The organism is Methylobacterium komagatae (genome assembly GCF_042661665.1).
GTDB lineage: Bacteria > Pseudomonadota > Alphaproteobacteria > Rhizobiales > Beijerinckiaceae > Methylobacterium > Methylobacterium komagatae.
Map to the genome: position 1 here is coordinate 3,470,381 of NZ_JBHSWN010000001.1, position 25,624 is coordinate 3,496,004.

The following is a 25,624-nucleotide window of genomic DNA, read 5'->3' on the forward strand; positions in this document are numbered from 1 at the left end:
CCCTACTCGTCGCCGTCGTCGTCGCCCGGCAGGGTGATGGTGACGTCGGGCGTGGCCGCGCGTCCGATCGAGCCTGTCGACACCGGGGCGACGTCGGGGCTCGTCGGGATGGCGCCCGCGCCGATGGCGATCATCCCGGCCATGGCGCGCTCCTTTTCAGGAATGCGCGGATCGCGAGAGATCATCTCGGCCTCGCGTTGCAGGCGCAGATTGCATGCGCGCGACGGCAACCCGCCCTGGGGGGTGCAGGCATCGTGCCGGGCGCAGGCCGCGTCGAGGGCGTCGATCGGCGGCAGCGGAGCGTTGTTGCCCGGCCCGCAATAGTTTCCGTGGATCAGCATCTTCGGGCCACCGAAGGCGGCGGGCTGCGCCTGGGACGCACCGGCGAAGGCGGCGCAACCGGCGACGAAGATGATCGGGGCGGCAAGTCTGGTGAGAATCATGGTCGGGACCTCGGGCGATCTCGCCCCCTCAGGCGGCTCGCTTCGGCCGCCGCATTGCGGCGACGAGGGCAAAACGGAAGGTCGTGGGGTGGGGTTCCCCACCGGATGGGGCGGGTTCCGCTTGGCCGCACCCCATACCCGCCCCAGATTGTCCCCGTACCGGAGGCCCCGATGACCGCACGCCTGTTCGAGACACTGACCCTGGATTCCCTCACGCTGGAGAACCGGATCCTCATTGCGCCGATGTGCCAATACTCGGCGCGCGATGGGGAAGCGACCGACTGGCACATGATGCATCTCGGGCAGCTCGCCATGTCGGGCGCGGGCCTGCTGACGCTGGAGGCCACCGCCATCTCACCGGAGGCCCGCATCACCGCCTGGGATCTCGGCCTCTACAATGACGGTTGCGAGCGAGCCCTGGCCCGCGTGCTCGGCGCGGTGCGGGAATACGCGCCGATCCCGGTCTGCATCCAGATCGCCCATGCCGGGCGCAAGGCGTCGAGCGATGCCCCCTGGGCGGGCGGCAAACAGATCCCGCCGGAGCACCCCTATGGCTGGCGCACGGAAGCGCCGTCGGCCGTGGCCCATGGCGAGGGAGAGGTGCCGCCACACGCCCTCGGCGACGCCGATCTGAAGCGGGTGCGCGAGGAGTTCGTCACCACGGCCAAGCGCGCGGTGCGCCTCGGCATCGAGGCGGTGGAGTTGCATGCCGCGCACGGCTACCTGCTCCATCAGTTCCTCTCACCCATCGCCAATAAGCGTACCGATTCCTACGGCGGCAGCCTCGCCAACCGCATGCGCTTCCCCATGGAAGTCTACGACGCGGTCCGGCAGGTCGTCCCGTCCGGCTCGCCGGTCTGGCTGCGCGTCTCGGCCACGGACTGGGTCGAGGAGGGCTGGGACATCGAGGAGACGGTCGAACTCGCGCGGATGCTCAAGCAGGCGGGCTCGCCAGCGATCCACGTCTCCACGGGCGGCGTCTCGCCCAAGCAATCGATCAAGCTCGGGCCGGGCTATCAGGTGCCCTATGCCGAGCGGATCAAGGCCGAGACCGGCCTTGTTACCATCGCCGTCGGGCTGATCACCGAGCCGCGCCAAGCGGAGGACATCCTTGCCGAGGGCAAGGCGGATGCGATCTCGCTCGCCCGCGCCATGCTCTACAACCCACGCTGGCCCTGGCACGCGGCGGCGGAACTCGGCGCGCGGGTGCATGCCCCCAAGCAATACTGGCGCTCGCAGCCGCACCACCTGAAGGACCTGTTCAAGGACACGTCCTTCGGCCAGCGGTAGCCTACTTCGCCACCGCTCCGATCAGCGGCCCGAGGGGGCGTCCGATATCGGAGCGGTTGAGGTTCGGCGCGTAGAGGCTCGACACCGAGCCATCGAGGAACAGGGCGTTGCGGCAGCCCAGATCGTCCCGGAACAGGCGGGCGAAGGCGCCGAAGCTCACCGGTCGCTCGGAAATGGCGAAGACCGCCACATGCCCGCCATCGCGGGTGCCGACGCCGTTGCGGATCTTCTGCGACGGCCCATCGGCGGAAATCTTCGGGTGGATGTGCCCGTCGATCACCAGCATCGGCCCCGATTGCGTCGCGAAATCCGGCTTGAGCCGGGCCTTGGCGTAATGCCCGGTATCGAGCACCCCGGCGCGATCCCCCTTCACATAGAAGACGCCGTTCGGCTTCAGGTGGAAGTTACCCGGCCCATCCGCTGTCGAGAGCGAATGCAACTCGCGCCCGTCCTCGACATAGAGCCCGACCGGCGCCTGATCCTTGTCGTACATGCCGCCATTCATGGCGAAGGAGAGTTTCGGCCCCTGCGCCTCGGCGAGAGCCGAAAGGGACGCGTAGGCCTGCCCGTCCGGGCGGCGCCAGAACAGCTTCAGGCTGCGCCGCCGCAGATCGATGGTGCAGACCGTGAAGCTTTCCCCCTGCGCCTCGACGGCCCTGCAGGGCTCGGCGGAATCCGGGGCGGCCCGGGCCGCCGGAGAGATGGCGATGACGAAGGCGGCCGCACCGGCCCAGCGGGAGAGGATCGAACGCATCATCACCTCGGCACCATCGTCTTTCTGCCGTTCTGGTCGCGCCCTGTGCTTTCGAAAAATGGCGGGAATGGCGCAAGATGCTCCCAGCTTGGTCTCACGCTGCACGAGACCGTGACCGCCTGACGCGCAGCCAGCACGAACCCTTTCCCGGCTCATACGTTTCGCCTGTGATGGGGCATCGTTCAGTTTGGAGACGTGAGATGAAGGGTGCAGTGCTCGGTTCTGCGCTTCTTGCGGCTGGCGCCCTGGCGCTCGCGCCAGTCAGCGCCGAGGCCCGCGGCTTCGGCGGGTTTCATGGCGGCGGCTTCCACGGTGGTGGCTTCGGCGGATTCCACGGTGGCGGCTTCCGCGGCGCGGGCTTCCGGGGCGCAGGCTTCGGTGGCGGCTGGCGCGGCGGTTACGGCGGTTGGCGCGGCGGCGGCTACGGCTATCGCGGCGGCTATGGCCGCGGCATCGGCCTGGGTCTCGCCGGCTTCGGCGTCGGCCTCGCGGCGGGCAGCCTCTATGGCGGCTACGGCTATGGCTATCCCGGTTACGGCTACGGCGGCTATGGCGGCTACGGCTACGCCCCGGTCGGCTATTACGGCGGTGGCTACGGCTACGGCGGCGAGTGCGTGACCGTTCCGCGCGTGCGTTGGACCCCCTACGGCTATCGCCGCGTACTGGTCGAGCGCTGCTACTGAGGCCGGGTTTCCGGTCGCGACGACAAGGGGCTGCCCGCGAGGGCGGCCCTTTTGTTGCGGAAGTGCGCAAGCAAGCGTTGCACAGGGCGCACGACCGGGCCGATACTCCCCAAAAAGGGGAGTGAATCATGGATACAACCGGCGGACGGGGTGCAGCGACGCCCGATGCGGTCGAGATTCGCGATGCGAGTCTGACGGCCTTCTACCGGTCCATGACGACGCCGGAGCGGCACACCTTCTGGGCCTGCGCGGCGGGCTGGTGCCTCGATGGCATGGACTTCATGATCTACCCGCTGGTGATCGGCACGATCATCGCGCTGTGGAAGGTCGACCCCGGCACGGCGGGCCTCGCTGCCACCGTGACCCTGCTGGCCTCGGCGCTGGGCGGCTGGATCGCGGGCTTCATGGCCGACCGCATCGGCCGGGTTCTGACCCTGCAAATCACCATCCTGTGGTTCTCGTTCTTCTCTCTCGTCTGCGCCTTCGTGCAGAACTTCGAGCAATTGCTCGTGGCCCGCGCGCTGCTCGGCCTCGGCTTCGGCGGCGAATGGGCGGCGGGCGCCGTGCTGATCGGCGAGACGATCCGCGCCGAGTACCGGGGCCGGGCGGTGGGCTCGGTGCAATCCGGCTGGGCCATCGGCTGGGGGCTCGCCGTGCTGTCGCAGGCGATCCTGTTCTCAGCGCTGCCCCCCGAGACTGCGTGGCGATGGATGTTCGCCGTGGGCGCGCTGCCCGCGCTCCTCGTCTTCTATCTGCGCCGCCACGTGAAGGAGCCCGAGGTCGCCGCCCGCACCCGCGCTGCCGCCGCCGCGACCGGCGACCGGCCGAAGCTGTGGGAGATCTTTTCTGGCCCGATCCTCGGCACAACCATCCTCGCCTCGCTGGCGGCGGCGGGTTGCCAGGGCGGCTACTACGCCATCACGACCTGGGTGCCGCGCTTCCTGACCACCGAGCGTCACCTCTCCATCGTCTCCTCGACGGGTTACCTTGCCGCGCTGATCATCGGCTCGTTCACGGGCTACCTCGTCGGCGCGTGGCTGGCCGACAAGCTCGGGCGGCGTCCGCTCTTCTTGATCTTTTCCGTCGGCGCCATCGCGGTCATCATCGCCTACACGCAATTGCCGCTTTCGAACGGCGTGCTCTGGGTGCTCGGCTTCCCCCTCGGCTTCTTCGCCTCGGGCTATTTCTCAGGCATGGGCGCCTTCCTCACCGAACTCTACCCCACCCGTCTGCGCGGCTCGGGGCAGGGCTTCTGCTACAATTTCGGACGCGGCATCGGCGCCCTGTTCCCCGCCCTCGTCGGCTACCTGTCCGAGCGGGTCGGGCTCGCCAGCGCCATCGCCCTGTTCGCGGTCATCGCCTACGGGCTGTTCTTCATCGCGGCCTTCGCCCTGCCCGAGACGCGGGGCCGCGTCCTGCACGCGGATACCTGAGCATGAGCCAGATCCGCGACTGCCCCGCTCCCGATCCGCATCCCGGCGGCCCGACGCGCTACGCGGTGCCGCCGGGCGCGGTCGATACCCACGCCCACGTCATCGGCCTTCCACCCGCCTATCCCATCGTCTCGGAGCGGAGCTACACCCCGCCCGAGGCCCCCGCCGAGCGCTATCTCGCCATGCTCGACGCCACGGGCATGGCCCACGGCGTCCTCGTGCAGGTGAGCGTCCATGGCACCGACAACCGCCTGATGGTCGAGACGCTGCGGGCGAACCGGCAGCGCCTGCGCGGCATCGCGGTCATCCCGCTGGGCTTGCCCGAGCGCGACCTCATCGCCCTGAAGGAAGCGGGCGTCATGGGGCTGAGGCTCAACGTGCTGTTCGGCGGCGGTGTCGGGCTCGACCAGTTGGAGAATTACGGCGCGCTCGCCCGCGAGATGGGCTGGCACCTGCAATTCCTGCTCGATGCCCGCCACCTGCCGGAGATGGCGGGCGCGATGGCGCGGCTGCCGGTGCCCCTGGTCTTCGACCATATGGGCCACATGCCGGCCTCGGCCAGCGTGGCGCATCGAGGCTTCCAGACCTTGCTCGGGCTGGTGAGGGATGGCGCCTACGTGAAGCTCTCGGGCGCCTTCCGCGTCTCGACCGAGGGGCCACCCTACACGGACACGATCCCCTTCGCCCGCGCCCTCAACGAGGCCGCGCCGGAACGCTGCCTCTGGGGCTCGGACTGGCCGCATGTCGCCGCCTGGGACGGGCCGCCGAAGATCACGGGGCTCCTCGACCTGATGGCCGACTGGGTGCCGGACGAGGAACGCCGCCGGATGCTGTTCGTGGACAACCCGAAGCGGCTCTACGGTTTCTAGCGCCGCCGGGTCTCGTCCTGGGGCAGGTGGCGGCCATAGGCCTCCTCCTTCTCCGCCCGCTCGCGGATCAACGCGGCATAGGCCTCACGCATCTCCGGCGAGACGGCGATGCTCTTGCCCTTGCTCGGCTTGCGCTTCGGCGCCTTCTTGAAGGTATCCCCCGTCTCGCTCATGCGATGCCCTCTTCCGGATCAGGCGAGGGAAGCGGCCCCCGGCCTGCGAGGCCCGAAGCCAACGCAGCAAAGGCGTGATTCGGCAAGGGGATGGCACTGCGACAATCGGGGATGATGGCCCGCACCGTTGACAGCCGCGTCTGGCGCGCGTCCCATCGCCCTGATTGCCGGAGCCGCCATGCCCCTCGACCCGACCCTCGCCACCGAGATCGAATCCGCCGTCGCGGAGGGCTTCGCGGAGCAGGTCGCGCACACGCAGAACCTCGTGCGGTTCGCGACGCTCCGGGGCGCCGAGCATGGCTGCCAGGATTACGTGTTCGAGGCGTTCCGCGCGCGGGGCTATGCCACCGAGCGCTTCGCCATGGACCGGGCGGCGCTCGCCGCCCATCCCGGCAGTGGGCGGATCGACGAGCGCCATTCCGAGGCACCGATCGTCGTCGGACATCACCGTCCTACGGGTCAGACGGGGCGTACACTGATCCTCCAGGCCCATGTCGACGTGGTGCCGACAGGTCCGCTTGACCTCTGGCGTCACCCGCCCTTCGATCCGGTGATCGAGGGGGACTGGCTCTACGGACGGGGCGCGGGCGACATGAAGGCGGGCCACGCCGCCAACCTCTTCGCCCTCGACGCCTTGTCCCGGCTCGGCCTGCAACCGGCCTCGAGCGTCACGATCCAGTCGGTGGTCGAGGAGGAATCCACGGGCAACGGCGCGATGGCGGCGCATCTGCGGGGCTACCGGGCGGATGCCGTGCTGATCCCCGAGCCGGAGGACGAGGCCCTGGTGAGGGCCAATACCGGCGTCGTCTGGTTCACCGTCGAGGTACGCGGCAAGCCGGTCCATGTCCGCGAGATGGGGGCGGGGGCAAACGCCATTGATGCGATCTGGCGGGTCGTCGGGGCGCTCCGCGAGGTCGAGGCGCGCTGGAACGCCGAGCGCACCCACCACCGCCATTTCGAGACCGAGGCGCACCCGATCAACCTCAATATCGGACGGATCAGCGGAGGGGACTGGGCGTCCTCCGTGCCCGCCTGGGCGCGGGTCGAGTGCCGCATCGCCCTTTACCCCGGCACGCGGGCGGCAGATGCCGCCGCCGAGATCGAGCGCGCGGTCGCGGATTTCGCGGCGGGCGATCCGTTCCTGGCGCAAAGCCCCCCGTCGTAACCTTCAACGGCTTCATGGCTGAGGGATATGTCCTCGAAGAGGGCTCGGAAGCCGAAGCCGTGCTCGGCCGCGCCCACGAGCGGGCGACCGGGCGCGCGCTCACCAGCTTCATGTCGCCGAGCTACCTCGATACCCGCGTCCACGCCCTTTACGAGGGCATCCCGGCCCTGTGCTACGGCCCCCGTGCCGAGAACATCCACGGCTTCGATGAGCGGGTGAGCCTCGCCTCCGTGAAACGCTCAACCACGGCCATGGCCCTGTTCGTGGCCGAATGGTGCGGGGTGGAGCGGAAGAGCGCGCTCAAGGGATGAGCCTGTCGGCGCGAAGGCGCTCGAACAGGGTGAAGAAGGCGTCGTCCGTGGGCTGGTAGGCGGTGAAGCCGAGACGGCGGCTGCGGCTCATATCCGTCACCACCTCGATGGGCCGACCCAGATCGGCATCCGTGTGCCAGGGCGAGGCGAGCTTGGTCAGGTCCGGCTCCGCAAGGCCATGCCGTGCGGCGATCTCGGCCCAGAGAGGGCCATCCCCGGCCATGCGCGGTTCGAGGGGGCGATGGGTGCCGTCGAAGGGCGCGGCCTCGATGCCGAACCAGTCCGCGATTCGGCCCCACATCCAACTCCAGCGGAAGACATCGCCGTTCACGACGTTGAAGGCGAGGTTCTGCGCGCTCTGTTCGGTGCAGGCCCAGAGCAGTTGCCGTGCGAGAAGGGCGGCATCGGTCATGTCCGTGAGCCCGTTCCACTGCATGGCCGAGCCGGGGAACACGAAGGGCTCGCCCTTCTCCCGGCAGAGCGTCGCGTAGCAGGCGAGCGTGGTGCCCATGTTCATGGCATTGCCCACCGCCTTGCCGATGATGGTGTGCGGGCGGTGGACGCTCCACGAGAAGCCGTCCCGCTCAGCGGCGGCGAACAGTGCATCTTCCTGAGCGTAGTAGAAATTCTCGACCGGCAGGCGCCCCTGGTCCTCGCGGAACGGGGTCTGCGGAAGGGTTCCCTTCCCGTAGGCCTCGAACGGCCCGAGATAGTGCTTCAGCCCGGTGACGAGGGCGGCATGGCGCAGGCTGGCCTGCGGGCGCAACACATCGAGCAGGGTCTCGACCATGCCGCCGTTGATGCGGATCATCTCCGCTTCCGTGTTCCGGCGCTGCCACGTCGCCAGAACCAGATGGGTCGGGGCGAGATCCTTCAGCGCGGCCTCCAGCGAGCCGCGGTCCTGCAGGTCGGCAGCGACGGGGATGACGCCTTGCTGCTCCACTGGCCGCCGGGCAAGGCCCGCCACGCGCCAGCCCTCGGCGGCAAAACGCTCAGCCGTCGCGCTGCCGACGATGCCGCTCGCGCCGACGATCAGGACGGTGTTGGTCATTCGTGTGCCTTGTGCTGCCGCAGAACACTATCTGCCTTCAACGCACTGCAACAACGATGTGTCCTCGCCGCCCTCGTCTTTGCGAGCGTCGGCCTTATGCGACCCGATCGATCGCAGCGCCCAGCACCTCGACCATCTCGCCGATCTGCTCCCGCTCGACGATGAGCGGCGGCGACAGGGCGATGATGTCGCCGGTGACGCGGATCAGCAGCCCGCGCTGGAAGCAATCCACGAACACGTCGTAGGCGCGCTTGCCCGGCGCATCGGGGCGCGCTTCGAGTTCGATGCCCGCCACGAGGCCAAGGGAGCGGATGTCGATGACGTTCCGGCGCCCGAGCAGATCGTGGATGGCGGAGGCCCAATCTTCCGACAGGTCTGCGGCGCGGGTGAGGAGCCCTTCCTCGCGGTAGATGTCGAGGGTCGCGAGGCCGGCGGCGCAGGCCACGGGGTGACCCGAATAGGTGTAGCCGTGGAACAGCTCGATCCCGTCCGGCCCCTGCATCAGGGCGTCGTGGACCTGACGGCTCGCGAAGACCACGCCCATCGGCACGGTGCCGTTGGTCAACCCCTTGGCGGCGGTCACGAGGTCGGGCGTCACGCCGAAGAAGTCGGTGGCGAATGGGGCGCCGAGGCGGCCGAAGCCGGTGATGACCTCATCGAAGATCAGCAGGATGCCATGCTTCGTGCAGATCTCGCGCAGGCGCTCCAGATAGCCCTTCGGCGGCACCAGCACGCCGGTCGAGCCCGAGAGCGGCTCCACGATGCAGGCGGCGATGGTCTCGGCCCCGTGCAGGGCAACGAGGCGCTCCAGATCGTCGGCAAGGTCCGCCCCGTGCTCGGGCTGACCCTTCACGAAGGCGTTGCGCGCCGGATCATGGGTGTGGCGCAGGTGGTCGGCGCCCGCCAGCTGCGGGAAAACCCGGCGGTTCGAGACGATGCCGCCGACCGAGATGCCGCCGAAGCCGACGCCATGATAGCCGCGTTCGCGCCCGATCAGACGGGTGCGGGTGCCCTGGCCGATGGCGCGCTGATAGGCCAGCGCGATCTTGAGGGCGGTATCGACCGATTCCGACCCGGAATTGGTAAAGAAAACCCGGTCGAGCCCACCGGGCGCGACCTCGGCGAGGCGCTCGGCGAATTCGAAGGCGATGGGGTGGCCCATCTGGAAGGTTGGCGCGAAATCGAGGGTGGAGAGCTGGCGCTCCACAGCCGACGCAATCTGCCGACGTCCGTGACCGGCATTCACACACCAGAGCCCGGCGGTTCCGTCGAGGACCGTCCGCCCGTCATCGGCCGTGTAGTGCATGCCCTGCGCGGACACGAGGAGGCGCGGCGCCGCCTTGAACTGCCGGTTCGCGGTGAACGGCATCCAGAAGGCATCGAGCGAGGGCGTGTTGCGCAACGGATGATCGGTCATGGGCGGGCTCCGGCTCTGTCGCCTGCAAGGGATACCCAATCGCGCGGTGCAACAAGTCCTTTTCTGTCTGACGCCAAGCCCTTGCCGAGACTGAGGCGCAGGCGCCAATGTTGCGGGATTCGCAACACCCACAACGGAGCCCGCCCATGAGCGTCGATGTCGGACAGCGCCTACGCTTCGTGCGGGTGCGTCACGGCCTGTCGCAACGCACCCTGGCCAAGCGGGCGGGGGTCACCAACTCCGCCATTTCGCTGATCGAGGCTAACCGGGTGAACCCCTCCGTCGGCGCGCTGAAGCGCATCCTCGACGGCATCCCGATCGGCATGGCCGAGTTCTTCGCCCTCGAACCCGAACCGGAACGCAAGGCGTTCTTCGCCGCAGAGGAATTGACCGAGATCGGCCGACGCTCGGCCAAGGGCGGCATCTCCTACGGCCAAGTCGGCGACAACCTGTTCGGCCGGAAGCTGCAATTGCTGAAGGAGCGCTACGAGCCCGGTGCCGATACCGGCCGGGTGCTCCTCAGCCATGACGGGGAGGAGGGCGGGATCGTGCTCACCGGGCGATTGGAGGTCACGGTCGGCGAAGAGCGCCGCATCCTCGGTCCCGGTGACGCCTACAGCTTCGACAGCCGCCGCCCGCACCGCTTCCGCTGTGTCGGCCCGCAGCCCTGCGAGGTGGTAAGCGCCTGCACGCCGCCGAGTTTTTGAATGTCACCGCCGTCATTGCGAGCGCAGCGAAGCAACCCAGGGTAGCACCACGTGTTAGGGCGGCCCGTCTCCCTGGATTGCTTCGCTGCGCTCGCAATGACGAGAGGCGGCCTTACCGCTTGCGCACGAACTCGGTGCGCAGGACCAGACCCTTGATCGTGTCGTGGCGGCAATCGATCTCTTCGGGATCCTCGGTCAGGCGGATCGAGCGGATCACGGTGCCCTGCTTCAGGGTCGTGCTCGTGCCCTTGACCTTCAGGTCCTTGATCAGCGTCACCGAATCGCCGTCCGTCAGGGCGTTGCCGGCCGCATCGCGGACCACGATCGCTGCGGGGGCCGCGGCGGCCGCGCCGGGCGGAAGCCACTCGCCGGTGGCCTCATCGTACACGTAGGATTCGTCGTCGCCGTTCACGTCTCAGGGCTCCCGCCGTGGCCACCCCAAGGAGCAGGAGGGCCTGTCAAGCGTCGCCGTTGTCGCGCCCCACTCGGGTGTGGGCAAGGGTGAGACGTGCAGGGCAGCACCGCTTCCGGCGGCGCTGCCTTGCCTGTGGCTTACCGCTTGAGCGGACCCGCCTCGATCACGTCCTCGACGGTCCGCAGACCGGCGCGGGGGGAGTTCACGAGGCAGGCCATGTTGCCCGGCGGGTGCTGGTTCTTCCACATCTTGGTGTGCGCCTGGGGGATCTTGTCCCAGGGGAAGACCTCGCTCATGCACGGGTCGATCCGGCGGTCCAGCACGAACTGGTTCGCGGCCGAGGCCTGCTTGAGGTGGGCGAAGTGCGAGCCCTGGATGCGCTTCTGGCGCATCCAAACGTAGCGGGCGTCGAAGGTGATGTTGAAGCCGGTCGTGCCGGCGCAGAACACGACCATGCCGCCGCGCTTCACCACCAGGGCCGAGACCGGGAAGGTCGCCTCGCCGGGGTGCTCGAACACGATGTCGACATCGTTGCCCTTGCCGGTGATGTCCCAGATCGCCTTGCCGAACTTGCGGGCTTCCTTGGTCCAGGCATGGAACTCAGGCGAGTTCACCTTCGGCAGCTGGCCCCAGCAATCGAAGTCCTTGCGGTTGATGACGCCCTTGGCGCCGAGGCTCATCACGTAGTCGCGCTTCGACTCGTCCGAGATCACGGCGATGGCGTTGGCACCGGAAGCCGCGCAGAGCTGCACGCCGAACACGCCGAGGCCGCCGGAGGCACCCCAGATCAACACGTTCTGGCCAGGCTTCACCGTATGCGGGGCGTGGCCGAACAGCATCCGGTAGGCGGTGGCGAGGGTCAGCGTGTAGCAGGCAGCCTCTTCCCAGGTGAGGTGCTGCGGACGCTTCATCAGCTGGCGCGACTGCACCCGGCAGAACTGGGCGAAGGAGCCATCACCGGTCTCGTAACCCCAGATCCGCTGGGAGGGCGAGAACATCGGGTCGCCGCCGTTGCACTCCTCGTCGTCGCCGTCGTCGCGGTTGCAGTGGACGATGACCTCGTCACCGACCTTCCACCGCTTCACCTTGGGGCCGACCTTCCAGACGATGCCGGACGCGTCGGAACCGGCAATGTGGTACTCGCCCTTATGCACGTCGAAGGGTGAGATCGGCTCGCCGAGACCGGCCCAGACACCGTTGTAGTTGACGCCCGCGGCCATGACGTAGACCAGCACCTCGTCGTCGCCGATATCCCAAACCGGCAGCACTTCGAGCTGGTGAGACTCCTCCGGCGGACCATGGCGCTCGCGCCGGATCGCCCAGGCATACATCTTCGCCGGCACATGACCGAGAGGGGGAATTTCCCCCATTTCGTAGAGGTCCTTGACCTCGGTCCCGGCCGATTGGAGCGCAGCGCTCGCCGCCATGTCCCATCTCCTCACTGACACGCGGTCTTATGAACTGCCGCGGTTCTTCTGGTTCTGGCTATAGCTGCGTTGCGAAGAGCCTCCAAGTGGGCCGAAAGTCTGAGAAAGCAGGCGCTTCACACGAAATTTGGGCATCCCCGAAGGGAAGCAGGCCCGTTTCAAAATCCGCTTGTGAAGACTGGAAAGATTATTCGGACGGATTATTGCGCAGGAATGAGAAAGGGCGGCCCGAAGGCCGCCCTCTCGACTGTCTCGCCTTCCGTCCCGCTCAGCCGCGGGAGTTGATCGGCACGTAGTCGCGCTGGGCCGGGCCGACATAGAGCTGACGCGGACGGCCGATCTTCTGCATCGGGTCCTCGATCATCTCGGCCCACTGGGCGATCCAGCCGACGGTGCGGGCCACGGCGAAGAGCACCGTGAACATGTCGGTCGGGAAGCCCATCGCCTTCAGGGTGATGCCCGAGTAGAAATCGATGTTCGGGTAGAGCTTCTTCTCGATGAAGTACTCGTCCTTGAGGGCGATCTGCTCCAGCTGCACGGCGACTTCGAGCAGCGGATCGTCCTGGTGGCCGAGCTCCTTCAGCACCTCGTGCGTCACCTTCTGCATTAGGCGGGCGCGCGGATCGTAGTTCTTGTAAACGCGGTGGCCGAAGCCCATCAGGCGGAACGGGTCGTTCTTATCCTTGGCCTTGGCGACGTACTTTCCGACGTTCTCGGGCTTGCCGATCTCCATCAGCATCTTCAGCGCGGCCTCGTTGGCGCCGCCATGAGCGGGTCCCCACAGGCAGGCGATGCCCGCCGCGATGCAGGCGAACGGGTTAGCGCCCGAGGAGCCGGCCAGACGCACCGTCGACGTCGAAGCGTTCTGCTCGTGATCGGCGTGGAGGATGAAGATCTTGTCCAGCGCCTTGGCGAAGATCGGGTTGACCTCGTACTCCTCGCACGGAACCGCGTAACACATCCGCAGAAAGTTCGAAGTGTAATCGAGATCGTTCTTCGGATAGACGAAGGGCTGACCGATCGAGTACTTGTAGGCCATCGCCGCCAGCGTCGGCATCTTCGCGATCATGCGGATCGACGCGATCAACCGCTGGTTCTCGTCGGTGATATCGGTCGAGTCGTGGTAGAAGGCCGAGAGGGCGCCCACCGACGCAACCATCACCGCCATCGGGTGCGCGTCGCGGCGGAAGCCGGTGAAGAACCGGTTCATCTGATCATGCACCATCGTGTGGCGCGTGACGCGGTAATCGAAATCGGCCTTCTGGGCCTCGGTCGGCAAAGTGCCGAACAGCATGAGGTAGCAGGTCTCGAGGAAGTCGCCCTGCTCGGCGAGCTGCTCGATCGGGTAGCCGCGGTAGAGCAGCACGCCTTCGTCACCGTCGATATAGGTGATCTTCGACTCGCAGGACGCGGTCGAGGTAAAGCCTGGATCGAAGGTGAACGCGCCGGTCTGCGCGTAAAGCTTGCCGATATCGACGACGTCCGGGCCGATCGTGCCGGATTTGACCGGCAAGTCGATCTGCTTCCCGTCCACGGTGATGGTGCTGGTGCCGCTCATGGGACGTGGACCCTTCTGATGGGACGTGACGAGGCCGGACCTGCTCCCCGGAGGCAACCCCGGTCTCGCGAGCGCACCGCAATATTTTTGCGGTTGCTCACAGAACCTCCGGTTAGCCGAACGGCAGTGCAGCGGCAACGGGGCGGGTGACAAAGCCCGTCAGCCGCAATGCGAAAAACGGGCCGGTGACCGGTGAATGCGATCACGAGCCCTTCATCGGGAACGCGGCTGAAGGGAGCCGGTTCGCGTGAAACCGCCTACGACACCTGATCGGCGAGTCGCGCGAGGCACTCGGTCCGGCCCAGCACCGCCATCACGTCGAAAAGGGGCGGGGAGGTGGTGCGGCCGGTCAGTGCCGCGCGCAGCGGTTGCGCCACCTGCCCGAGCTTGCACCCGGCGCTCTCGGCGTACTGACGCACCGCGCCTTCCGTCGCCGCCGTACTCCAATCAGGAAGCGCCTCCAGAGCCGGCAGCACCGCCGCGATTCGCGCGCGGCCCTCGTCGGAGAGCAGGGCGCGGGCCTTGTCGTCGGGGGCGAGCGGCCGGGCGGCGTAGAGATAATAGGCGCTGTCGAGCAGTTCGATCAGCGTCTTGGCCCGCTCCTTCAGGCCGGGCATGGCGAGAGTCAGCTTGTCCCGGAGATCGTCGGGGAGCGGCACGGGGATGCCGCGCTCAGGGCCGACCTGTGGAAGAATCGCCTCGATATCGGCCACCAGTTCGGCATCGCCGCTGTTGCGGATGTAGAGGCCGTTGAGATTGGCGAGCTTCACGAAGTCGAACCGCGCGGCCGAGCGCCCGACCGAGCCGAGGTCGAAGGCGTCGATCATCTCCTGCGTCGAGAACACCTCCTGATCGCCGTGGCTCCAGCCGAGCCGCACGAGGTAGTTGCGCAAAGCCGACGGCAGGTAGCCGAGGTCGCGATAGGCCTCGACCCCGAGTGCTCCGTGGCGCTTCGACAGCTTGGCTCCGTCCGCGCCGTGGATGAGCGGAATATGCGCCATCTTCGGCACCTCCCAGCCCAGGGCCGAGAAGATCTGGCTCTGGCGGGCAGCGTTGGTGAGGTGGTCATCGCCGCGGATGATCTGCGTGACGCCCATGTCGTGGTCGTCCACCACGACCGCGAGCATGTAGGTCGGCGTACCGTCCGAGCGGAGCAGGACGAGATCGTCCAGATCGCGATTCGCCCAGGTAACGCGGCCCTGCACCGCGTCGTCCACCACCGTCTCGCCCTCGGTCGGCGCCCGTAGGCGGATCACCGGCTTCACGCCCGCCGGAGCCTCGGACGGATCGCGGTCGCGCCAGCGCCCGTCGTAGCGCAGGGGCCGCCCCTCGGCGCGGGCCAGCTCGCGCATCTGCGTCAGCTCATCCTGGCTGGCGTAGCAACGATAGGCGCGGCCCGCGGCCAGCAACTCCTCCACCACCTGGCGGTGGCGCTCGGCGCGGGCGAACTGGAACACCACGTCGCCGTCCCAATCGAGGCCGAGCCAGGTCAGACCTTCGAGGATCGCGTCGATGGCGCCCTTGGTCGACCGCTCACGGTCGGTATCCTCGATGCGTAGCAGCATCCGCCCGCCATGGTGGCGCGCGTACAGCCAATTGAACAAGGCGGTACGGGCCCCGCCGATATGCAGGAAGCCGGTGGGCGAGGGGGCAAAGCGCGTGACGACGGCTGACGACATCTCTTGATTTCGGACTGGCGGAGGAGGGGCCGACTGAGGCCGGGACCCGGATTGCGGTGGAAAGCGCGGCGGCACGAGATCGATCCCGCGCGTCGTCGCTCCGGCGCGGTTCGCTATCGGCGACAGGGCATTGCTCGGCCCCCCGGGTCAAGTGCCTGGGGGCGAGTAAGTCTCATACCGCGCCCCGGACTGTCGCCCCGCCGCATACGCGCGCTAAGGATCGGAGGGGCCTGCGGCATCGTGGGCCGGGATCGTGGACGGCGTGAGATGCGGGGAATCGGCGCGGGGACGGTAGGGGGCGCGCTCGCCCGCCTCCGCGTCCCCGGCCGGGCACTGCCTTCCTTAAGCGGACACGTCCGCGAGGCCCTGGCGATCGAGGCCGGGCAGAGGCGGCTTTTCCCCTGGCTCGCAGTCGCCTTCGGAGCGGGCATCCTCCTCTTCTTCGCGGCAGCGGATGGCGCCCCTTGGCTCCCCGCACCGCTCATCGGCGCCGCGCTCTGTCTCGGGCTGGCCACCCGCCTCGGCGGCCGACCGGCTCTGATGGCTCTGGCGCTCGGCCTAGGTTTCACGAGCCTCGGCTTCTTCGCCGCCGCGTGGCGGGTGCAAAGCGTGGCGGCCCCCATCCTCGCGCGCACTATGGTCGCGCCGCTCACCGGGATCATCGAGGCGCTGGACGAGCGAGAGGAGGGCGCACGCCTGATCCTGCGCGTCGAGAGTTTCGGCGCGCTGTCATCCGAGGCGATGCCCCGCCGCGTCCGGGTCTCGTTCCGAAAGGCGCCGCCGCTCAAGCCCGGCCTGGCCTTGAGCGCGACCGCCCGGCTGATGCCGCCGCCGGAAGCGGCCCGGCCGGGCGGCTACGACTTCGCGCGGGATGCCTACTTCCAGGGGATCGGCGCAGTGGGATCCCTGGTGGGAACGATCACCGTGCGGCCGGTGCAGGACCTCTCCCTGTCCCTGCGCCTCGCCGCAACCCTGGACGATGCCCGCAATGTCCTGACCCGGCGGATCGCAGACGGTTATGGCGGCCAGCCCGGCGCCATCGCCGCAGCCCTCGTCACCGGCAAGCGCGGCCTCATCGGCCCGGCAGCCAACGACGCCCTGCGCGTGGCCGGCATCTACCACGTCGTCTCAATCATGCGAGTTGACCGGCAGAATTTGGTGGAATGTCCGCTTCGCGACTTCAACCTCTAAGGTAGCTGCCGTCGCCGTCCCCCAGCACGCCCAAGGCATGCCCGCCCGGTCCTCGGCCTCAAGCGTCGTGCGTAGGACCACGTGTGTCGCGAAAGCGAGACGTGTGAGGAAGTCCGCCGACGTCGCGAAAAGGGGGCGCGGGCGCCCTACCGGGCGGATCGCGCGGGCACGCAGCGAGCGTCGGCGACCAGCTCGCCCGGCGCCGCCGCCCCGACTACGTCCGCGCACAAATCGGGCCGGCCCCCGCAGCAGTCTTCCAGAAGGTATCTCACCAAGCCGCCGAGGGCTTCCGGTACCGCCGTATAGATCACGCAATTCGACTGCCGCCGCGACCTGGCCAAACCCGCCTGCTCCAACTGTGCCAGGTGGAACGACATCGTGGAGGGCGTGCCGCCGACCTCCTTGGCGATGAGCCCCGCGGCGAGTCCCTCGGGATGGCTACGGAGCAACGCGCGCATGGCACGCAGCCGGGTGTCCTGAGCGAGGGCGAGCAGTACGGTTAAGGCCGCCTTGTCGTTTAGCATGGGTTCGTGTTTCGATTGCTATCGAAATTGGAAGAGTTACAAACGGCGCAGCTTGATCGGTTTCGGTACGTTTCAGCATGAGCGACCAATTGCAAGGGGCCGTCGACATGGATGGCAGTGCGCCAGGGGGAGAATTACTTAGGAGTGACCTGGCAGGTCACCTCGCTGCTCCGCTGCGCGACTATTTCGGTCATATCGAGCGCGAACCATTGCCCTTCGCGCTGGCCGAACTCGTCGCGCGGTTCGAGGCATCATTCGCGCGACAGGGGCGGACCGTCGCCAACGAGTTCCGCGACGACCTGATCAGGGCCTTGCCGGCGCTGCGCACCTTCGCATTGTCGCTGGCCGGAGACGTGACCCGGGCCGACGACCTCGTGCAGGAGACCTTCGCCCGCGCCTGGGCGAAGTGGCACTACTTCACGCCCGGCACGAACTTCACCGCCTGGCTTTTCACGATCCTGCGCAACCAATTCTACTCGGAGACGAGGAAGAGGAAGCGCGAGGTCGAGGATGCCGAGGGCACGCTGGCCGGCAAGCTGGAAACCAGGGCCGACCAGGAGGACGCCAGCACCCTCAAGGTCGTCTGGGAGAAGATCGGCAGACTGCCGGAGGGGCAGCGGCAAGCCCTGCTGCTCGTCGGGGCGGAGGGCCGAACCTACGAGGAGGCCGCGACCCTGCTGGGCTGCCAGGTCGGCACCGTCAAAAGCCGCGTGAGCCGTGCCCGGGCACTGCTCGTCGAGCAGCTCGGCATGGGGGAACAGGGACAACAGGCCTGAACGGCGACCGCGAAGGGTCGACGTCGCCGGCGGCTCGAAGGGTTTGATCCCGGTAACGCAGGCGACGACGCGCGTCACCGGGTCGGTGCGTGCGTCGTCGCCTGTGCGGCAAGGCCGGGCGGCAGCAGCGTCGGGCCGTGTCCAGGCTATGGCCTCAGGCTGCCAAGCGCTCGACGAAGGTGCCGCGAAGCTTGCCGGCCGTCTCACCGTGGGCGGTGCGGCAACTGTCCGGCACGTCATCGTCGGACGTCCACCGGCATTCCAGGCGGCCGCTCACCGGGTCGATGGACCACCGGGCGCCCAGGGTGCCGCGCCGGGCCGGAGCCAGCGTGGACGGGGTGATGGATCGCGGGGCGACGAAGCCGTTCCGCAGGTCCGCGGCGACGGCGCGCGCACGGGCGAGAGCGCGGATCGAAACGATCATGTTCATGGTGCACCTCTTGTAGTCCGGCCGTCCGAGCGGCCGGTTCCCGGAGGTGCGCCGGGTCAGGCGTCCAAGCGGGAAACGGTCGGCGCGAACGGCGCGGACAATCGACTGTGACTGTCGCTTGGCATGGGGGTTCAGGATTCCTGAATGTGAGATGCGCGGAGCCGATCAGGGCTTTGCCGGGCCCTGACGCGTTGGCACCGGACCCTCGCGCAGTCAAGCACCGACATGCCTCGCCGCGGTGCGTTCACGCGAGTGTGCGGACATCTCGGCTGAAGCCCCAGACCGTGACGCCGCAGCAACCACTTGCGCATCGGCCGACCGGCAGGACCCCTCGTCTCCCGGGTACGAACCGCCATCGAGGCTCAACGTCGAATTATTACCCACGAGGGTCCGGCATGGCCGCCAGTCCGGGCGGTCGGGGCAGTGAACGCAAATTTAGTGGACGTCGATGCCCGCGACACCCTACTCTAGAATAATTCTAGACTGAGTTGCCGGGGGCGGCCTTGCTTTTAACGATGGAACCGCGGTCCGCGGCCGCAGACGGCGACCGGGGCTCCCGCGATCACGGTGGTGTCGCTCCCAAAAGCGCGACGGCCGACGTCCGCTACCGGACATCCATATCGCGCGCAATACGACTGCCGGCGGTTGTCTTGGGCGTCGTCTGCTTGATGGGCGGGGGCGTCTGGTCGATGCGCGACACGCTGCTCCCCTCGACGGAAGTGGTCATTCGCCACTACCTCGTTCGGATGGGGTTCGCGGCGGAGGCCGCCCCTGAGGCGTCGACGCGGTCGAGCGACCAGGCCGAAGGCGCGACCCAGGTCGATCCGAACGTGGTGATCCTCGATGCCGCCGGCCAGGCAAGTCTCCGGCTCGCTTCGGGGCAGGCGACGACCCGCCGGCTCCTTCAGCCGGTGCGGGCGCCGGGGACGGTCGCCTTCGACGAGCGTCGCGTCGCGCACGTGAAGCCGCGCACGCCGGGCCGGGTGACGAGCCTCGCGGTTCAACCCGGCGACGCCGTCCGGGCCGGACAGACGCTTGCGACCCTCGACGCGGCGGGCGTCCTCGACGCGCGCAACGGCCTTTCCGAGGCGAAGGCGAGCCTCGCCGAGGCGCAGGCGACCGAGGCGGTCGCCGAGACGAACCTGAAGCGCGGGCTCGATCTCCTGAAGGTCGGCGGCGTCGCGCAGTCGGAGGCGGACCGCCGCAGGGTCGATCTCGCCAAGGCCCATGCGGCGACGCTTTCGGCCCAGTCGAAGGTCGAGTTGTTCACCGCCCAGTACGAGCGCCTCGCCCCGGAAGCCGGGGCCGCCCCGGGCACCAGCGCCATCGTCGCGCCCCTCGACGGCGTCGTGACGACCGCGGGCATCACCCTGGGCGAGGTGGTCGATACCGGCCGGGATGCCTTCACGGTGGCGGATCCGTCACGGGTGCAGGTGCTGGCGAGCCTCTACGGCAGCGACATGACCGCGGTGAAAGCCGGCGACGCCGCGTCCGTGAGGGCGGCTCCCGGCCGTCCCCGCCTCGACGGCCGGGTCCGATCCGTGAACGCCGCGGTCGACCCCGCCAGCAACACGGCACCCGCGCGGATCGAGATCGACAACTCGGCGGGCCTGCTGCGCGCCAACATGTTCGTCTCGGTCGAGATCGCCGCCGACCTCAATCGGGAGGGGGTAACCATACCGGCCTCCGCCGTCCAGCAGACGCAGGACGGTCCCATCGCCTTCGTGCGCACGAGGGAGGAGCGTTTCGAGAGGCGGACGCTGACCCTCGGCCTGCAGAGGCCCGACTGGGTCGAGGTGGTCGATGGCGTCACCGAGGGCGAGACCGTGGTGACCGACGGCAGCTTCGGCCTCAAGGCCATCCTCATGCGCAGCCTCCTGGGCTCGACGGATTGATCCAATGTCGGCTTGGTTTTCCCTCCTGATCCGCCGCCGCTGGCTCGTCCTCGCGGTCGCGTTGGCCGGCGCGGCCGGCGGCCTCGCCAACCTGCGGGGCCTGTCCGTCGACGCGGTGCCCGACATCTCGCCCAAGCAGGTGATGATCCTCACGCTGTCGCCGGGCCTCGGGCCGCTTGAGGTCGAGCGCCTGGTCAGCTTCCCCGTGGAAAACGCGATGGCGGGCGCGCCGGGGCTCACCGGCATCCGCTCGACGTCGAGGGCCGGCGTCTCCGCCGTCTACGTCACCTTCGACGACGGCGTTCCCGTCACGGAAGCTCGCGCGCAGGTGTTCCAGCGGCTGCCCGCGGCCAAGGCCATGATGCCGGCAGGCGTCGGCGACCCGCAGATGGGTCCGATGGCGACGGGGCTTGGGGAGATCTACCAGTTCGAGCTGCGCGGTCCCGCATACTCGCCGATGGAGCTTAAGCGCATCCTGCAATGGACCGTCGCGCCCCGGTTGAAGCTGACGCCCGGCATCGCCGACGTGAACATCTACGGCGGACAGTTGCCGACCTACGAGGCGCGCGTCTCCTCCGACGCGCTCCGCCGCTACGGCATCACGCTGGGGCAGGTCTACGCCGCGTTGTCCGAGAACAACCTGGCGCGCGGCGGTGCCTACATCGAGCACAACGACCAGCAGCAGACGATCCGCGGCCTCGGCCTCGCCAAGGGCCCCTCGGACATCGCCGGCATCGTGGTGGCCACCAACGCGGGCGGCCTGCCGGTCACCGTCGCGGATCTGGGCGAGGTCGTCGAGGCGCCCAAGGTCCGCCTGGGGGCGGTCAGCCACGACGCCGGCGGCGAGACGGTGGTCGGCATCGCCATGATGCAGCAGGGAGAGAACGCCAGCGCCGTGGTGGAGAGGGTGAAGGCCACCGTTGAGGAACTGCGGCCCCAACTTCCGCCGGGCGTCGAGATCAAGCCCTATTACGACCGGTCGACCCTCGTGGAGCGGACGATCCGCACGGTCGAGCACAACCTCGTCGAGGGCGCCGCGCTCGTCGTTGCGGTCCTGCTCCTCCTGCTCGGCAACCTGCGAGCAGGGCTGGTCGTCGCGGCCGCCATACCGCTCTCCATGCTGATGGCGTTCGCGGGCATGCGTTTCCTCGGACTGTCGGGTAACCTGATGAGCCTCGGCGCCATCGACTTCGGCCTGATCGTCGACGGCGCCGTGGTGATGGTCGAGAACGTGTTGCGCGCCCGCGGCGAGCATCCGGACCGGCCGCCCTTCGAGGTGATCCGCGACGCCGCCGCCGAGGTGGCGAAGCCCATCCTCTTCGCTGTGGCCATCATCATGCTCGTGTACGTGCCGGTGCTCGTCCTCGAAGGTGTGGCCGGGAAGATGTTCCGCCCGATGGCGGTGACCGTGATCCTGGCGCTCGCCGGCTCGCTCGTCCTCACCATGACGCTGATGCCCGCGCTTGCGGCGATCATGCTCTCGGGCAGCGGCGTCGGCGAGCGGGAGACCCGGTTGGTCCGAGCGATGCGCGCGACCTACGAGCCGGTACTCCGGGTCGCCGAGCGGCGGTCGGGCGTCACGGTGCTCGTAACCCTTTTCCTCTTCGCAGGAAGCTGCCTGCTGGCGACCCGGCTAGGCGGGGAGTTCCTGCCTAAGCTCTCCGAGGGCTCCATCGTCGTCACCTCGGAGAAGCTGCCGGGCATCAACCTCGACGCGTCCCTCATGGCGGTCAACCGGATCGAGTCGGTGCTGAAGTCCTTTCCGGAAGTGAAGCGCGTCGTGTCGCTCACCGGCAGCGCCGAGATCCCCACCGACCCGATGGGCGTGGAATCGACGGATAGCTTCATCGCGTTGACCGACCCCTCGACGTGGACCACGGCGGAGACGCAGGAGGGGCTCGTGGCGGCCTTCGAAGCGCGCCTGCGGGCGAAGGTGCCGGGGGTGGCGTATTCGTTCTCGCAGCCGATCCAGATGCGGATGGACGACCTGTTGGAGGGCGTGCGCGGCGACGTGGCCATCAGCCTCTACGGCGACGATCTCGAAGTCCTCAAGGACAGGGCCGACGCCATCGTGCGCGCCGTCTCCGGCGTCCGCGGGGCCGCCGACGTGAAGGCCGAGGCGCAGGCCGGGATGCCGGCCGTGACCATCCAGGTCGACCGCGCCGCGGCGGCTCGCTACGGCGTCAGCGCGAGCGACATCCTCGACGTGGTCGAAGCGGTCGGAGGACGCTCGTCCGGGATGGTCTACCGCGAGGACAACGCCATCACCGACATCGTGGTGAGGCTCGACGCCGGCGACCGCGGCGACGTCGGGCGGATACGCTCCCTGCCCGTCGGTCGCGCGGGCCGGCCGCTCGTTCCGCTGTCCGAGGTCGCGACCGTCGAGGCCGGGACCGGGCCGGCGCAGATCAGCCGCGAGCGCCTCCAGCGCCGCATCTCCGTCCAGGCCAACGTCCGGGGCCGCGACGTCCAGGGCTTCGTCGCGGAGGCGCGGGAAGCCGTCAGGAGCCAGGTGTCCCTGCCGCCGCGCTACGCCCTCCGATGGAGCGGGCAATTCCAGAACCTGCAGGAGGCCACCTCACGTCTCTCGGTGGTGGTTCCCGCCGCGATGGCGGCGATCCTGCTGCTGCTGGTCGTCATGTTCGGCGACCTGCGGATCGCGGGCTTGATCTTCCTCAACGTGCCGGTGGCGGCGACGGGGGCATCGTCGCGCTCTACCTCCGCGGACTGCCCTTCTCGGTCTCGGCCGCCGTCGGGTTCATCGCCACCTTCGGCATCGCGGTGCTGAACGGCGTGGTCCTGGCGAGCTACATCCGCGACCTGGAACGCTCGGGCCTCTCGCCGGAGGCGGCTGCGATGCAAGCCGCGAGGATGCGGCTCCGCCCGGTCATGACCACCGCCCTGGTCGCGACGCTCGGGTTCCTGCCGATGGCGCTGTCGACCAGCGCGGGCGCCGAGGTGCAACGTCCCCTGGCGACGGTCGTGATCGGCGGCCTGCTCACCGCGACGCTGCTGACGCTCGTGGTGCTGCCTGCGGTCTACCCCTTCGTTTCCAAACTGCGTTGGCCGGGCGCCAAGGCGGTCGCGAAGGAAGAACGGTCACCGCTTCCCGCAGGTCGGGTCAGCGTCGATGCGTGACCGAAGACTTCCATTCGTGGCGGGGCTGATCCTGGTCTGCGGCATGGTCGCGCCCGCGGCGTCGCGAACATTCGCCTGCCCGGACTTCCTGCGCATGCACGGCTTCCTCAGGCAAGCGACGGCGGCCTGCCGGTTCTCGGCGTTCAATCCCGCCATCGTCGAGCAGGCGCGCGAATGTTTCGAGGAGGTCGGATCCAGCATCGGCGCGACGGAAATCTACTCCGGCGCGGCGAAGTTCGACCGGCTGGCCGCCTATCGGAACCTGGATGCCGTATGCGCGGGGCTCTCAACCAAGTTTCCGACGGTCGTACGTCCGTGACCGCCGGACGCCGCGTCTCTCAACGTCCGACCAGCCTGCCGCAACGGGTCGACGCCTGCCGCCCGATCCCCGAACCTCGTTCGGCCGGCCGGCCGACTAATCTTCAAACCGACGAAAACCCCGGAGATGGGTTGCACATGATCCGTACCATGTTCGCGATGCTCGCCACCGTGGCCGGGCTTTCCGCCGCCCTGGGCCAGCAACCCGCCACGTCGCCCGACGCGCCCGCATCCTTCGTCGAACCGACGGACGCGGCGCATCGGCACTGCTCCGGCTCGTGCTTGAAGACCGGCGCCCTGCAATGGTTCTGCCGCCCCGACCAATCCTGCTCGCTCGATTGCGGCAGCGCGCCCCCGAAGATGCACTGCCACGACCCGAAGCGGTGATCGGACGGCACTGCCGACCAGCCTCCCGATGCCGGCAGTGACGGCCATCGCAAGGACGTCCGCAAAAGCCGGCTGAGGCGGGCCCGGAACTTCCTCGATGAGCCCCTCACGCGCGATGCTGCTTCGCTCGGCTTCGCGGGGTCGTAGATGATGGCAAGACGGTTTGACCGTGCGACGAACCGCTGGCTGCCTATGACTGCGGTCGCCGTTGCTCCGTCCGGGAATAAGATCCCTGACCGTGGCGACGGCATCGGCATCGGTGGAGGCCGGCGGGTCCTGGTAGCTCGGGATACGAACACGACCCGCCGACTTCAGTGCGTGATCACTACGGCTTGGTGGCCGGCGCGGGGTTGGTCGTCGCCGGAGGAGGCGCGGGGTTCGCCGGCGCCGTGGCGGCAGGGGGCGGGGGAGGCGGAGGCACGGTGTTCTCGGCCTTCTTCTCGTCCTTGCAGGCCGCGAGCGCGAGCATGCCGACGAGCGGCAGCAGGTAGCGAATACGCATGGGCGTTCCTCCGGTTTGGCCATTGTAGGCGGCCAGGAACGTCAACCGGGCGCGGTTCGATCCGGCGCGCCGCAGTCCCGGCCGTCCACCAGTGCCCGTTCATGAGCGGAATGGCTGCGGTGAACGACAATAATCGCTTCGACTTCAAGAGCAGACCGGCGACGCAAGACGGGTTTTGCCGACGCGGCTGAATGCACCGTTTCCACAAATCGGTCGCACCCGGGGCTTCACCGGACAACTGCCTCGCGGGACGCCATCGAGCGATCACATGGTGGTGCTTCGCTCCGAACCGTCCTTCCGCTCCCCTATCTTCATCGCGACATCGAAGGGACGGTCGAGAATGCGACAGGTGAAGGTCAGGCTGATGGAGCCGGGTCTGCGCCCCCGGCGGACGCGTTTGGAAATCCCCGGTTGGGCGGGCGATCCCGAGCCCCGCACGGACGGCTCGCAGGAATATGCTTGGCATTGCATCCCCTTCTCGGAGGCGGCCAAAGGCGGGATCGAGCTGTTCTACCCCTACGACGCCGAGTTGCGCGTGAGTACCCGGGACGGAAAGCTGGTCTTCGAAGGCGATTTCGCCGAGCCCGGCGGCCCGGGGCCGCAACGGCCGCCGTTCCGGAGCTTCGGCGACGCCTACTACACCTATCAGATCCTCATCGACCTGAAGGTGGAGGAAGGCTGGGCGATCAAGACCGAGACCCACCCGCGCTTCTACACCGACCGGACCGGGACCGTACCGGTCGCCGTGCCGGCCCTCATCCGGCACTGGTGGCCGATGATGTACTTCATGGTCTTCAAGTCCCCGGACGAGGGCCGCACCCACGTGTTCCGGAAGGACGAGCCCTTCATGCAGGTCACCGTCGTCCCGGCCGACGACGACTTCGAACTGGTGGCCATGTCCGAGGAGGAGGCCGCCGAGCGCGAACTCCAATCGCGCCGCATCTACGCCAGCCGCGAGACGTTGGCGGCCGATTCCCAATGGACGTCGGCAACAAACACCGTCTTCGACGGCACCTATCGGCGCATACTGGGCGCCGCCAAGAGCCAACGGTGAGGTCGGACGGGGCGGGGACGTTCGCCCCGCCGCG

General features: G+C 68.4%; 22 protein-coding genes and 3 pseudogenes. 13 read left to right on the forward strand and 12 right to left on the reverse strand.

Annotation, left to right across the window (positions count from 1 at the left end; all coding sequences use genetic code 11):
- Positions 1 to 2: 2 nt before the first annotated feature.
- Positions 3 to 443 carry a hypothetical protein gene (locus ACFQE0_RS17315; protein WP_378971852.1) on the reverse strand — a complete coding sequence of 147 codons (441 nt, stop codon included), beginning with the start codon at positions 441 to 443 and terminating at the stop codon, positions 3 to 5.
- A gap of 171 nt (positions 444 to 614) precedes the next feature.
- On the opposite strand from ACFQE0_RS17315, the gene ACFQE0_RS17320 reads away from it, so the two are divergent.
- Complete coding sequence (locus tag ACFQE0_RS17320; RefSeq protein ID WP_378971854.1) at positions 615 to 1,733, forward strand: NADH:flavin oxidoreductase/NADH oxidase; 1,119 nt, start codon at positions 615 to 617, stop codon at positions 1,731 to 1,733.
- A 1-nt stretch (position 1,734) separates the two neighbouring features.
- On the opposite strand, the gene ACFQE0_RS17325 is transcribed toward ACFQE0_RS17320, so the two are convergent.
- Positions 1,735 to 2,490: a phosphodiester glycosidase family protein gene (locus tag ACFQE0_RS17325; RefSeq protein ID WP_378971856.1), complete on the reverse strand. Its 756-nt coding sequence runs from the start codon at positions 2,488 to 2,490 to the stop codon at positions 1,735 to 1,737.
- Positions 2,491 to 2,687: 197 nt separating this feature from the next.
- Here ACFQE0_RS17325 and ACFQE0_RS17330 point away from each other — a divergent pair, with 197 nt between their 5' ends.
- The 3 genes from ACFQE0_RS17330 to ACFQE0_RS17340 all read left to right on the forward strand — a co-directional run bounded on the left by ACFQE0_RS17330 (position 2,688) and on the right by ACFQE0_RS17340 (position 5,472).
- On the forward strand, positions 2,688 to 3,170 hold the full coding sequence (locus ACFQE0_RS17330) for a hypothetical protein (protein WP_378971858.1): 483 nt from the start codon (positions 2,688 to 2,690) through the stop codon (positions 3,168 to 3,170).
- Positions 3,171 to 3,298: 128 nt separating this feature from the next.
- Positions 3,299 to 4,603, forward strand: coding sequence for an MFS transporter (locus ACFQE0_RS17335; protein ID WP_378971860.1), 1,305 nt, complete (start codon positions 3,299 to 3,301; stop codon positions 4,601 to 4,603).
- A 2-nt stretch (positions 4,604 to 4,605) separates the two neighbouring features.
- On the forward strand, positions 4,606 to 5,472 hold the full coding sequence (locus ACFQE0_RS17340; protein ID WP_378971862.1) for an amidohydrolase family protein: 867 nt from the start codon (positions 4,606 to 4,608) through the stop codon (positions 5,470 to 5,472).
- On the opposite strand, the gene ACFQE0_RS17345 is transcribed toward ACFQE0_RS17340, so the two are convergent.
- Positions 5,469 to 5,645, reverse strand: coding sequence for a hypothetical protein (locus ACFQE0_RS17345; RefSeq protein ID WP_378971864.1), 177 nt, complete (start codon positions 5,643 to 5,645; stop codon positions 5,469 to 5,471). The two genes, ACFQE0_RS17340 and ACFQE0_RS17345, sit on opposite strands and share 4 nt — an antisense overlap.
- Positions 5,646 to 5,823: 178 nt before the next feature.
- Between ACFQE0_RS17345 and ACFQE0_RS17350 the strand changes: the two are divergent.
- Positions 5,824 to 7,121: pseudogene (locus ACFQE0_RS17350) on the forward strand (ArgE/DapE family deacylase).
- Here ACFQE0_RS17350 and ACFQE0_RS17355 read toward each other — a convergent pair.
- On the reverse strand, positions 7,111 to 8,172 hold the full coding sequence (locus ACFQE0_RS17355; protein WP_378971866.1) for an SDR family oxidoreductase: 1,062 nt from the start codon (positions 8,170 to 8,172) through the stop codon (positions 7,111 to 7,113). The pseudogene ACFQE0_RS17350 and the gene ACFQE0_RS17355 sit on opposite strands and share 11 nt — an antisense overlap.
- 94 nt (positions 8,173 to 8,266) lie before the next feature.
- Entirely contained in the window at positions 8,267 to 9,589 is a 1,323-nt protein-coding gene (aptA, locus tag ACFQE0_RS17360; protein WP_378971868.1) for an omega-aminotransferase AptA, read from the reverse strand.
- Between the two features lie 146 nt (positions 9,590 to 9,735).
- On the opposite strand from aptA, the gene ACFQE0_RS17365 reads away from it, so the two are divergent.
- Positions 9,736 to 10,296 carry a cupin domain-containing protein gene (locus tag ACFQE0_RS17365; RefSeq protein ID WP_378971870.1) on the forward strand — a complete coding sequence of 187 codons (561 nt, stop codon included), beginning with the start codon at positions 9,736 to 9,738 and terminating at the stop codon, positions 10,294 to 10,296.
- A 112-nt stretch (positions 10,297 to 10,408) separates the two neighbouring features.
- Here the strand turns inward: ACFQE0_RS17365 and ACFQE0_RS17370 are convergent, their stop codons facing one another.
- The 4 genes from ACFQE0_RS17370 to gltX form a co-directional block, all read right to left on the reverse strand.
- Positions 10,409 to 10,708 (reverse strand): alkylphosphonate utilization protein, encoded by a 300-nt coding sequence (locus tag ACFQE0_RS17370; RefSeq protein WP_378971872.1) that lies wholly within the window; start codon positions 10,706 to 10,708, stop codon positions 10,409 to 10,411.
- A 140-nt stretch (positions 10,709 to 10,848) separates the two neighbouring features.
- Positions 10,849 to 12,138: a crotonyl-CoA carboxylase/reductase gene (ccrA, locus tag ACFQE0_RS17375; protein ID WP_378971874.1), complete on the reverse strand. Its 1,290-nt coding sequence runs from the start codon at positions 12,136 to 12,138 to the stop codon at positions 10,849 to 10,851.
- A gap of 268 nt (positions 12,139 to 12,406) precedes the next feature.
- Positions 12,407 to 13,696: a citrate synthase gene (gene gltA, locus ACFQE0_RS17380; RefSeq protein WP_378971876.1), complete on the reverse strand. Its 1,290-nt coding sequence runs from the start codon at positions 13,694 to 13,696 to the stop codon at positions 12,407 to 12,409.
- A 257-nt stretch (positions 13,697 to 13,953) separates the two neighbouring features.
- Positions 13,954 to 15,375, reverse strand: a complete 1,422-nt coding sequence (gltX, locus tag ACFQE0_RS17385) for a glutamate--tRNA ligase (RefSeq protein ID WP_378971878.1) — start codon at positions 15,373 to 15,375, stop codon at positions 13,954 to 13,956.
- A 267-nt stretch (positions 15,376 to 15,642) separates the two neighbouring features.
- Between gltX and ACFQE0_RS17390 the strand changes: the two are divergent.
- Positions 15,643 to 16,509, forward strand: a pseudogene (locus ACFQE0_RS17390) (ComEC/Rec2 family competence protein); the annotation flags it as partial.
- A gap of 203 nt (positions 16,510 to 16,712) precedes the next feature.
- Here ACFQE0_RS17390 and ACFQE0_RS17395 read toward each other — a convergent pair.
- Positions 16,713 to 17,090, reverse strand: a complete 378-nt coding sequence (locus tag ACFQE0_RS17395) for an ArsR/SmtB family transcription factor (RefSeq protein WP_059408766.1) — start codon at positions 17,088 to 17,090, stop codon at positions 16,713 to 16,715.
- A 107-nt stretch (positions 17,091 to 17,197) separates the two neighbouring features.
- Between ACFQE0_RS17395 and ACFQE0_RS17400 the strand changes: the two genes are divergently transcribed.
- Positions 17,198 to 17,866: a sigma-70 family RNA polymerase sigma factor gene (locus ACFQE0_RS17400; RefSeq protein ID WP_378975544.1), complete on the forward strand. Its 669-nt coding sequence runs from the start codon at positions 17,198 to 17,200 to the stop codon at positions 17,864 to 17,866.
- A gap of 154 nt (positions 17,867 to 18,020) precedes the next feature.
- Here ACFQE0_RS17400 and ACFQE0_RS17405 read toward each other — a convergent pair whose 3' ends face one another.
- On the reverse strand, positions 18,021 to 18,296 hold the full coding sequence (locus ACFQE0_RS17405; protein ID WP_378971881.1) for a hypothetical protein: 276 nt from the start codon (positions 18,294 to 18,296) through the stop codon (positions 18,021 to 18,023).
- Between the two features lie 650 nt (positions 18,297 to 18,946).
- Here ACFQE0_RS17405 and ACFQE0_RS17410 point away from each other — a divergent pair.
- The 4 genes and pseudogenes from ACFQE0_RS17410 to ACFQE0_RS17425 all read left to right on the forward strand — a co-directional run bounded on the left by ACFQE0_RS17410 (position 18,947) and on the right by ACFQE0_RS17425 (position 24,034).
- Entirely contained in the window at positions 18,947 to 20,191 is a 1,245-nt protein-coding gene (locus ACFQE0_RS17410; RefSeq protein ID WP_378971883.1) for an efflux RND transporter periplasmic adaptor subunit, read from the forward strand.
- A gap of 4 nt (positions 20,192 to 20,195) precedes the next feature.
- Positions 20,196 to 23,329: pseudogene (locus tag ACFQE0_RS17415) on the forward strand (efflux RND transporter permease subunit).
- Between the two features lie 16 nt (positions 23,330 to 23,345).
- Positions 23,346 to 23,648, forward strand: coding sequence for a hypothetical protein (locus ACFQE0_RS17420; RefSeq protein WP_378971885.1), 303 nt, complete (start codon positions 23,346 to 23,348; stop codon positions 23,646 to 23,648).
- A gap of 137 nt (positions 23,649 to 23,785) precedes the next feature.
- Positions 23,786 to 24,034, forward strand: coding sequence for a hypothetical protein (locus ACFQE0_RS17425; protein WP_378971887.1), 249 nt, complete (start codon positions 23,786 to 23,788; stop codon positions 24,032 to 24,034).
- Between the two features lie 325 nt (positions 24,035 to 24,359).
- On the opposite strand, the gene ACFQE0_RS17430 is transcribed toward ACFQE0_RS17425, so the two are convergent.
- Positions 24,360 to 24,536 (reverse strand): hypothetical protein, encoded by a 177-nt coding sequence (locus ACFQE0_RS17430; RefSeq protein ID WP_179239986.1) that lies wholly within the window; start codon positions 24,534 to 24,536, stop codon positions 24,360 to 24,362.
- Between the two features lie 340 nt (positions 24,537 to 24,876).
- Here ACFQE0_RS17430 and ACFQE0_RS17435 point away from each other — a divergent pair, with 340 nt between their 5' ends.
- Positions 24,877 to 25,590 (forward strand): DUF6065 family protein, encoded by a 714-nt coding sequence (locus ACFQE0_RS17435; RefSeq protein ID WP_059408759.1) that lies wholly within the window; start codon positions 24,877 to 24,879, stop codon positions 25,588 to 25,590.
- The last annotated feature ends 34 nt before the right edge of the window (positions 25,591 to 25,624 follow it).

What these genes read in the sequence shown, in the direction of transcription:
- gltA (WP_378971876.1), bottom strand. Translation starts at nt 13,696, where the DNA reads ATGAGCGGCACCAGCACCATCACCGTGGACGGGAAGCAGATCGACTTG.
- ACFQE0_RS17425 (WP_378971887.1), top strand. Translation starts at nt 23,786, where the DNA reads ATGATCCGTACCATGTTCGCGATGCTCGCCACCGTGGCCGGGCTTTCC.
- gltX (WP_378971878.1), bottom strand. Translation starts at nt 15,375, where the DNA reads ATGTCGTCAGCCGTCGTCACGCGCTTTGCCCCCTCGCCCACCGGCTTC.
- ACFQE0_RS17365 (WP_378971870.1), top strand. Translation starts at nt 9,736, where the DNA reads ATGAGCGTCGATGTCGGACAGCGCCTACGCTTCGTGCGGGTGCGTCAC.
- aptA (WP_378971868.1), bottom strand. Translation starts at nt 9,589, where the DNA reads ATGACCGATCATCCGTTGCGCAACACGCCCTCGCTCGATGCCTTCTGG.
- ACFQE0_RS17430 (WP_179239986.1), bottom strand. Translation starts at nt 24,536, where the DNA reads ATGCGTATTCGCTACCTGCTGCCGCTCGTCGGCATGCTCGCGCTCGCG.
- ACFQE0_RS17395 (WP_059408766.1), bottom strand. Translation starts at nt 17,090, where the DNA reads ATGCTAAACGACAAGGCGGCCTTAACCGTACTGCTCGCCCTCGCTCAG.
- ACFQE0_RS17400 (WP_378975544.1), top strand. Translation starts at nt 17,198, where the DNA reads ATGGATGGCAGTGCGCCAGGGGGAGAATTACTTAGGAGTGACCTGGCA.
- ACFQE0_RS17345 (WP_378971864.1), bottom strand. Translation starts at nt 5,645, where the DNA reads ATGAGCGAGACGGGGGATACCTTCAAGAAGGCGCCGAAGCGCAAGCCG.
- ACFQE0_RS17315 (WP_378971852.1), bottom strand. Translation starts at nt 443, where the DNA reads ATGATTCTCACCAGACTTGCCGCCCCGATCATCTTCGTCGCCGGTTGC.
- ACFQE0_RS17435 (WP_059408759.1), top strand. Translation starts at nt 24,877, where the DNA reads ATGCGACAGGTGAAGGTCAGGCTGATGGAGCCGGGTCTGCGCCCCCGG.
- ACFQE0_RS17325 (WP_378971856.1), bottom strand. Translation starts at nt 2,490, where the DNA reads ATGATGCGTTCGATCCTCTCCCGCTGGGCCGGTGCGGCCGCCTTCGTC.
- ACFQE0_RS17340 (WP_378971862.1), top strand. Translation starts at nt 4,606, where the DNA reads ATGAGCCAGATCCGCGACTGCCCCGCTCCCGATCCGCATCCCGGCGGC.
- ACFQE0_RS17335 (WP_378971860.1), top strand. Translation starts at nt 3,299, where the DNA reads ATGGATACAACCGGCGGACGGGGTGCAGCGACGCCCGATGCGGTCGAG.
- ACFQE0_RS17355 (WP_378971866.1), bottom strand. Translation starts at nt 8,172, where the DNA reads ATGACCAACACCGTCCTGATCGTCGGCGCGAGCGGCATCGTCGGCAGC.
- ACFQE0_RS17320 (WP_378971854.1), top strand. Translation starts at nt 615, where the DNA reads ATGACCGCACGCCTGTTCGAGACACTGACCCTGGATTCCCTCACGCTG.
- ccrA (WP_378971874.1), bottom strand. Translation starts at nt 12,138, where the DNA reads ATGGCGGCGAGCGCTGCGCTCCAATCGGCCGGGACCGAGGTCAAGGAC.
- ACFQE0_RS17330 (WP_378971858.1), top strand. Translation starts at nt 2,688, where the DNA reads ATGAAGGGTGCAGTGCTCGGTTCTGCGCTTCTTGCGGCTGGCGCCCTG.
- ACFQE0_RS17405 (WP_378971881.1), bottom strand. Translation starts at nt 18,296, where the DNA reads ATGAACATGATCGTTTCGATCCGCGCTCTCGCCCGTGCGCGCGCCGTC.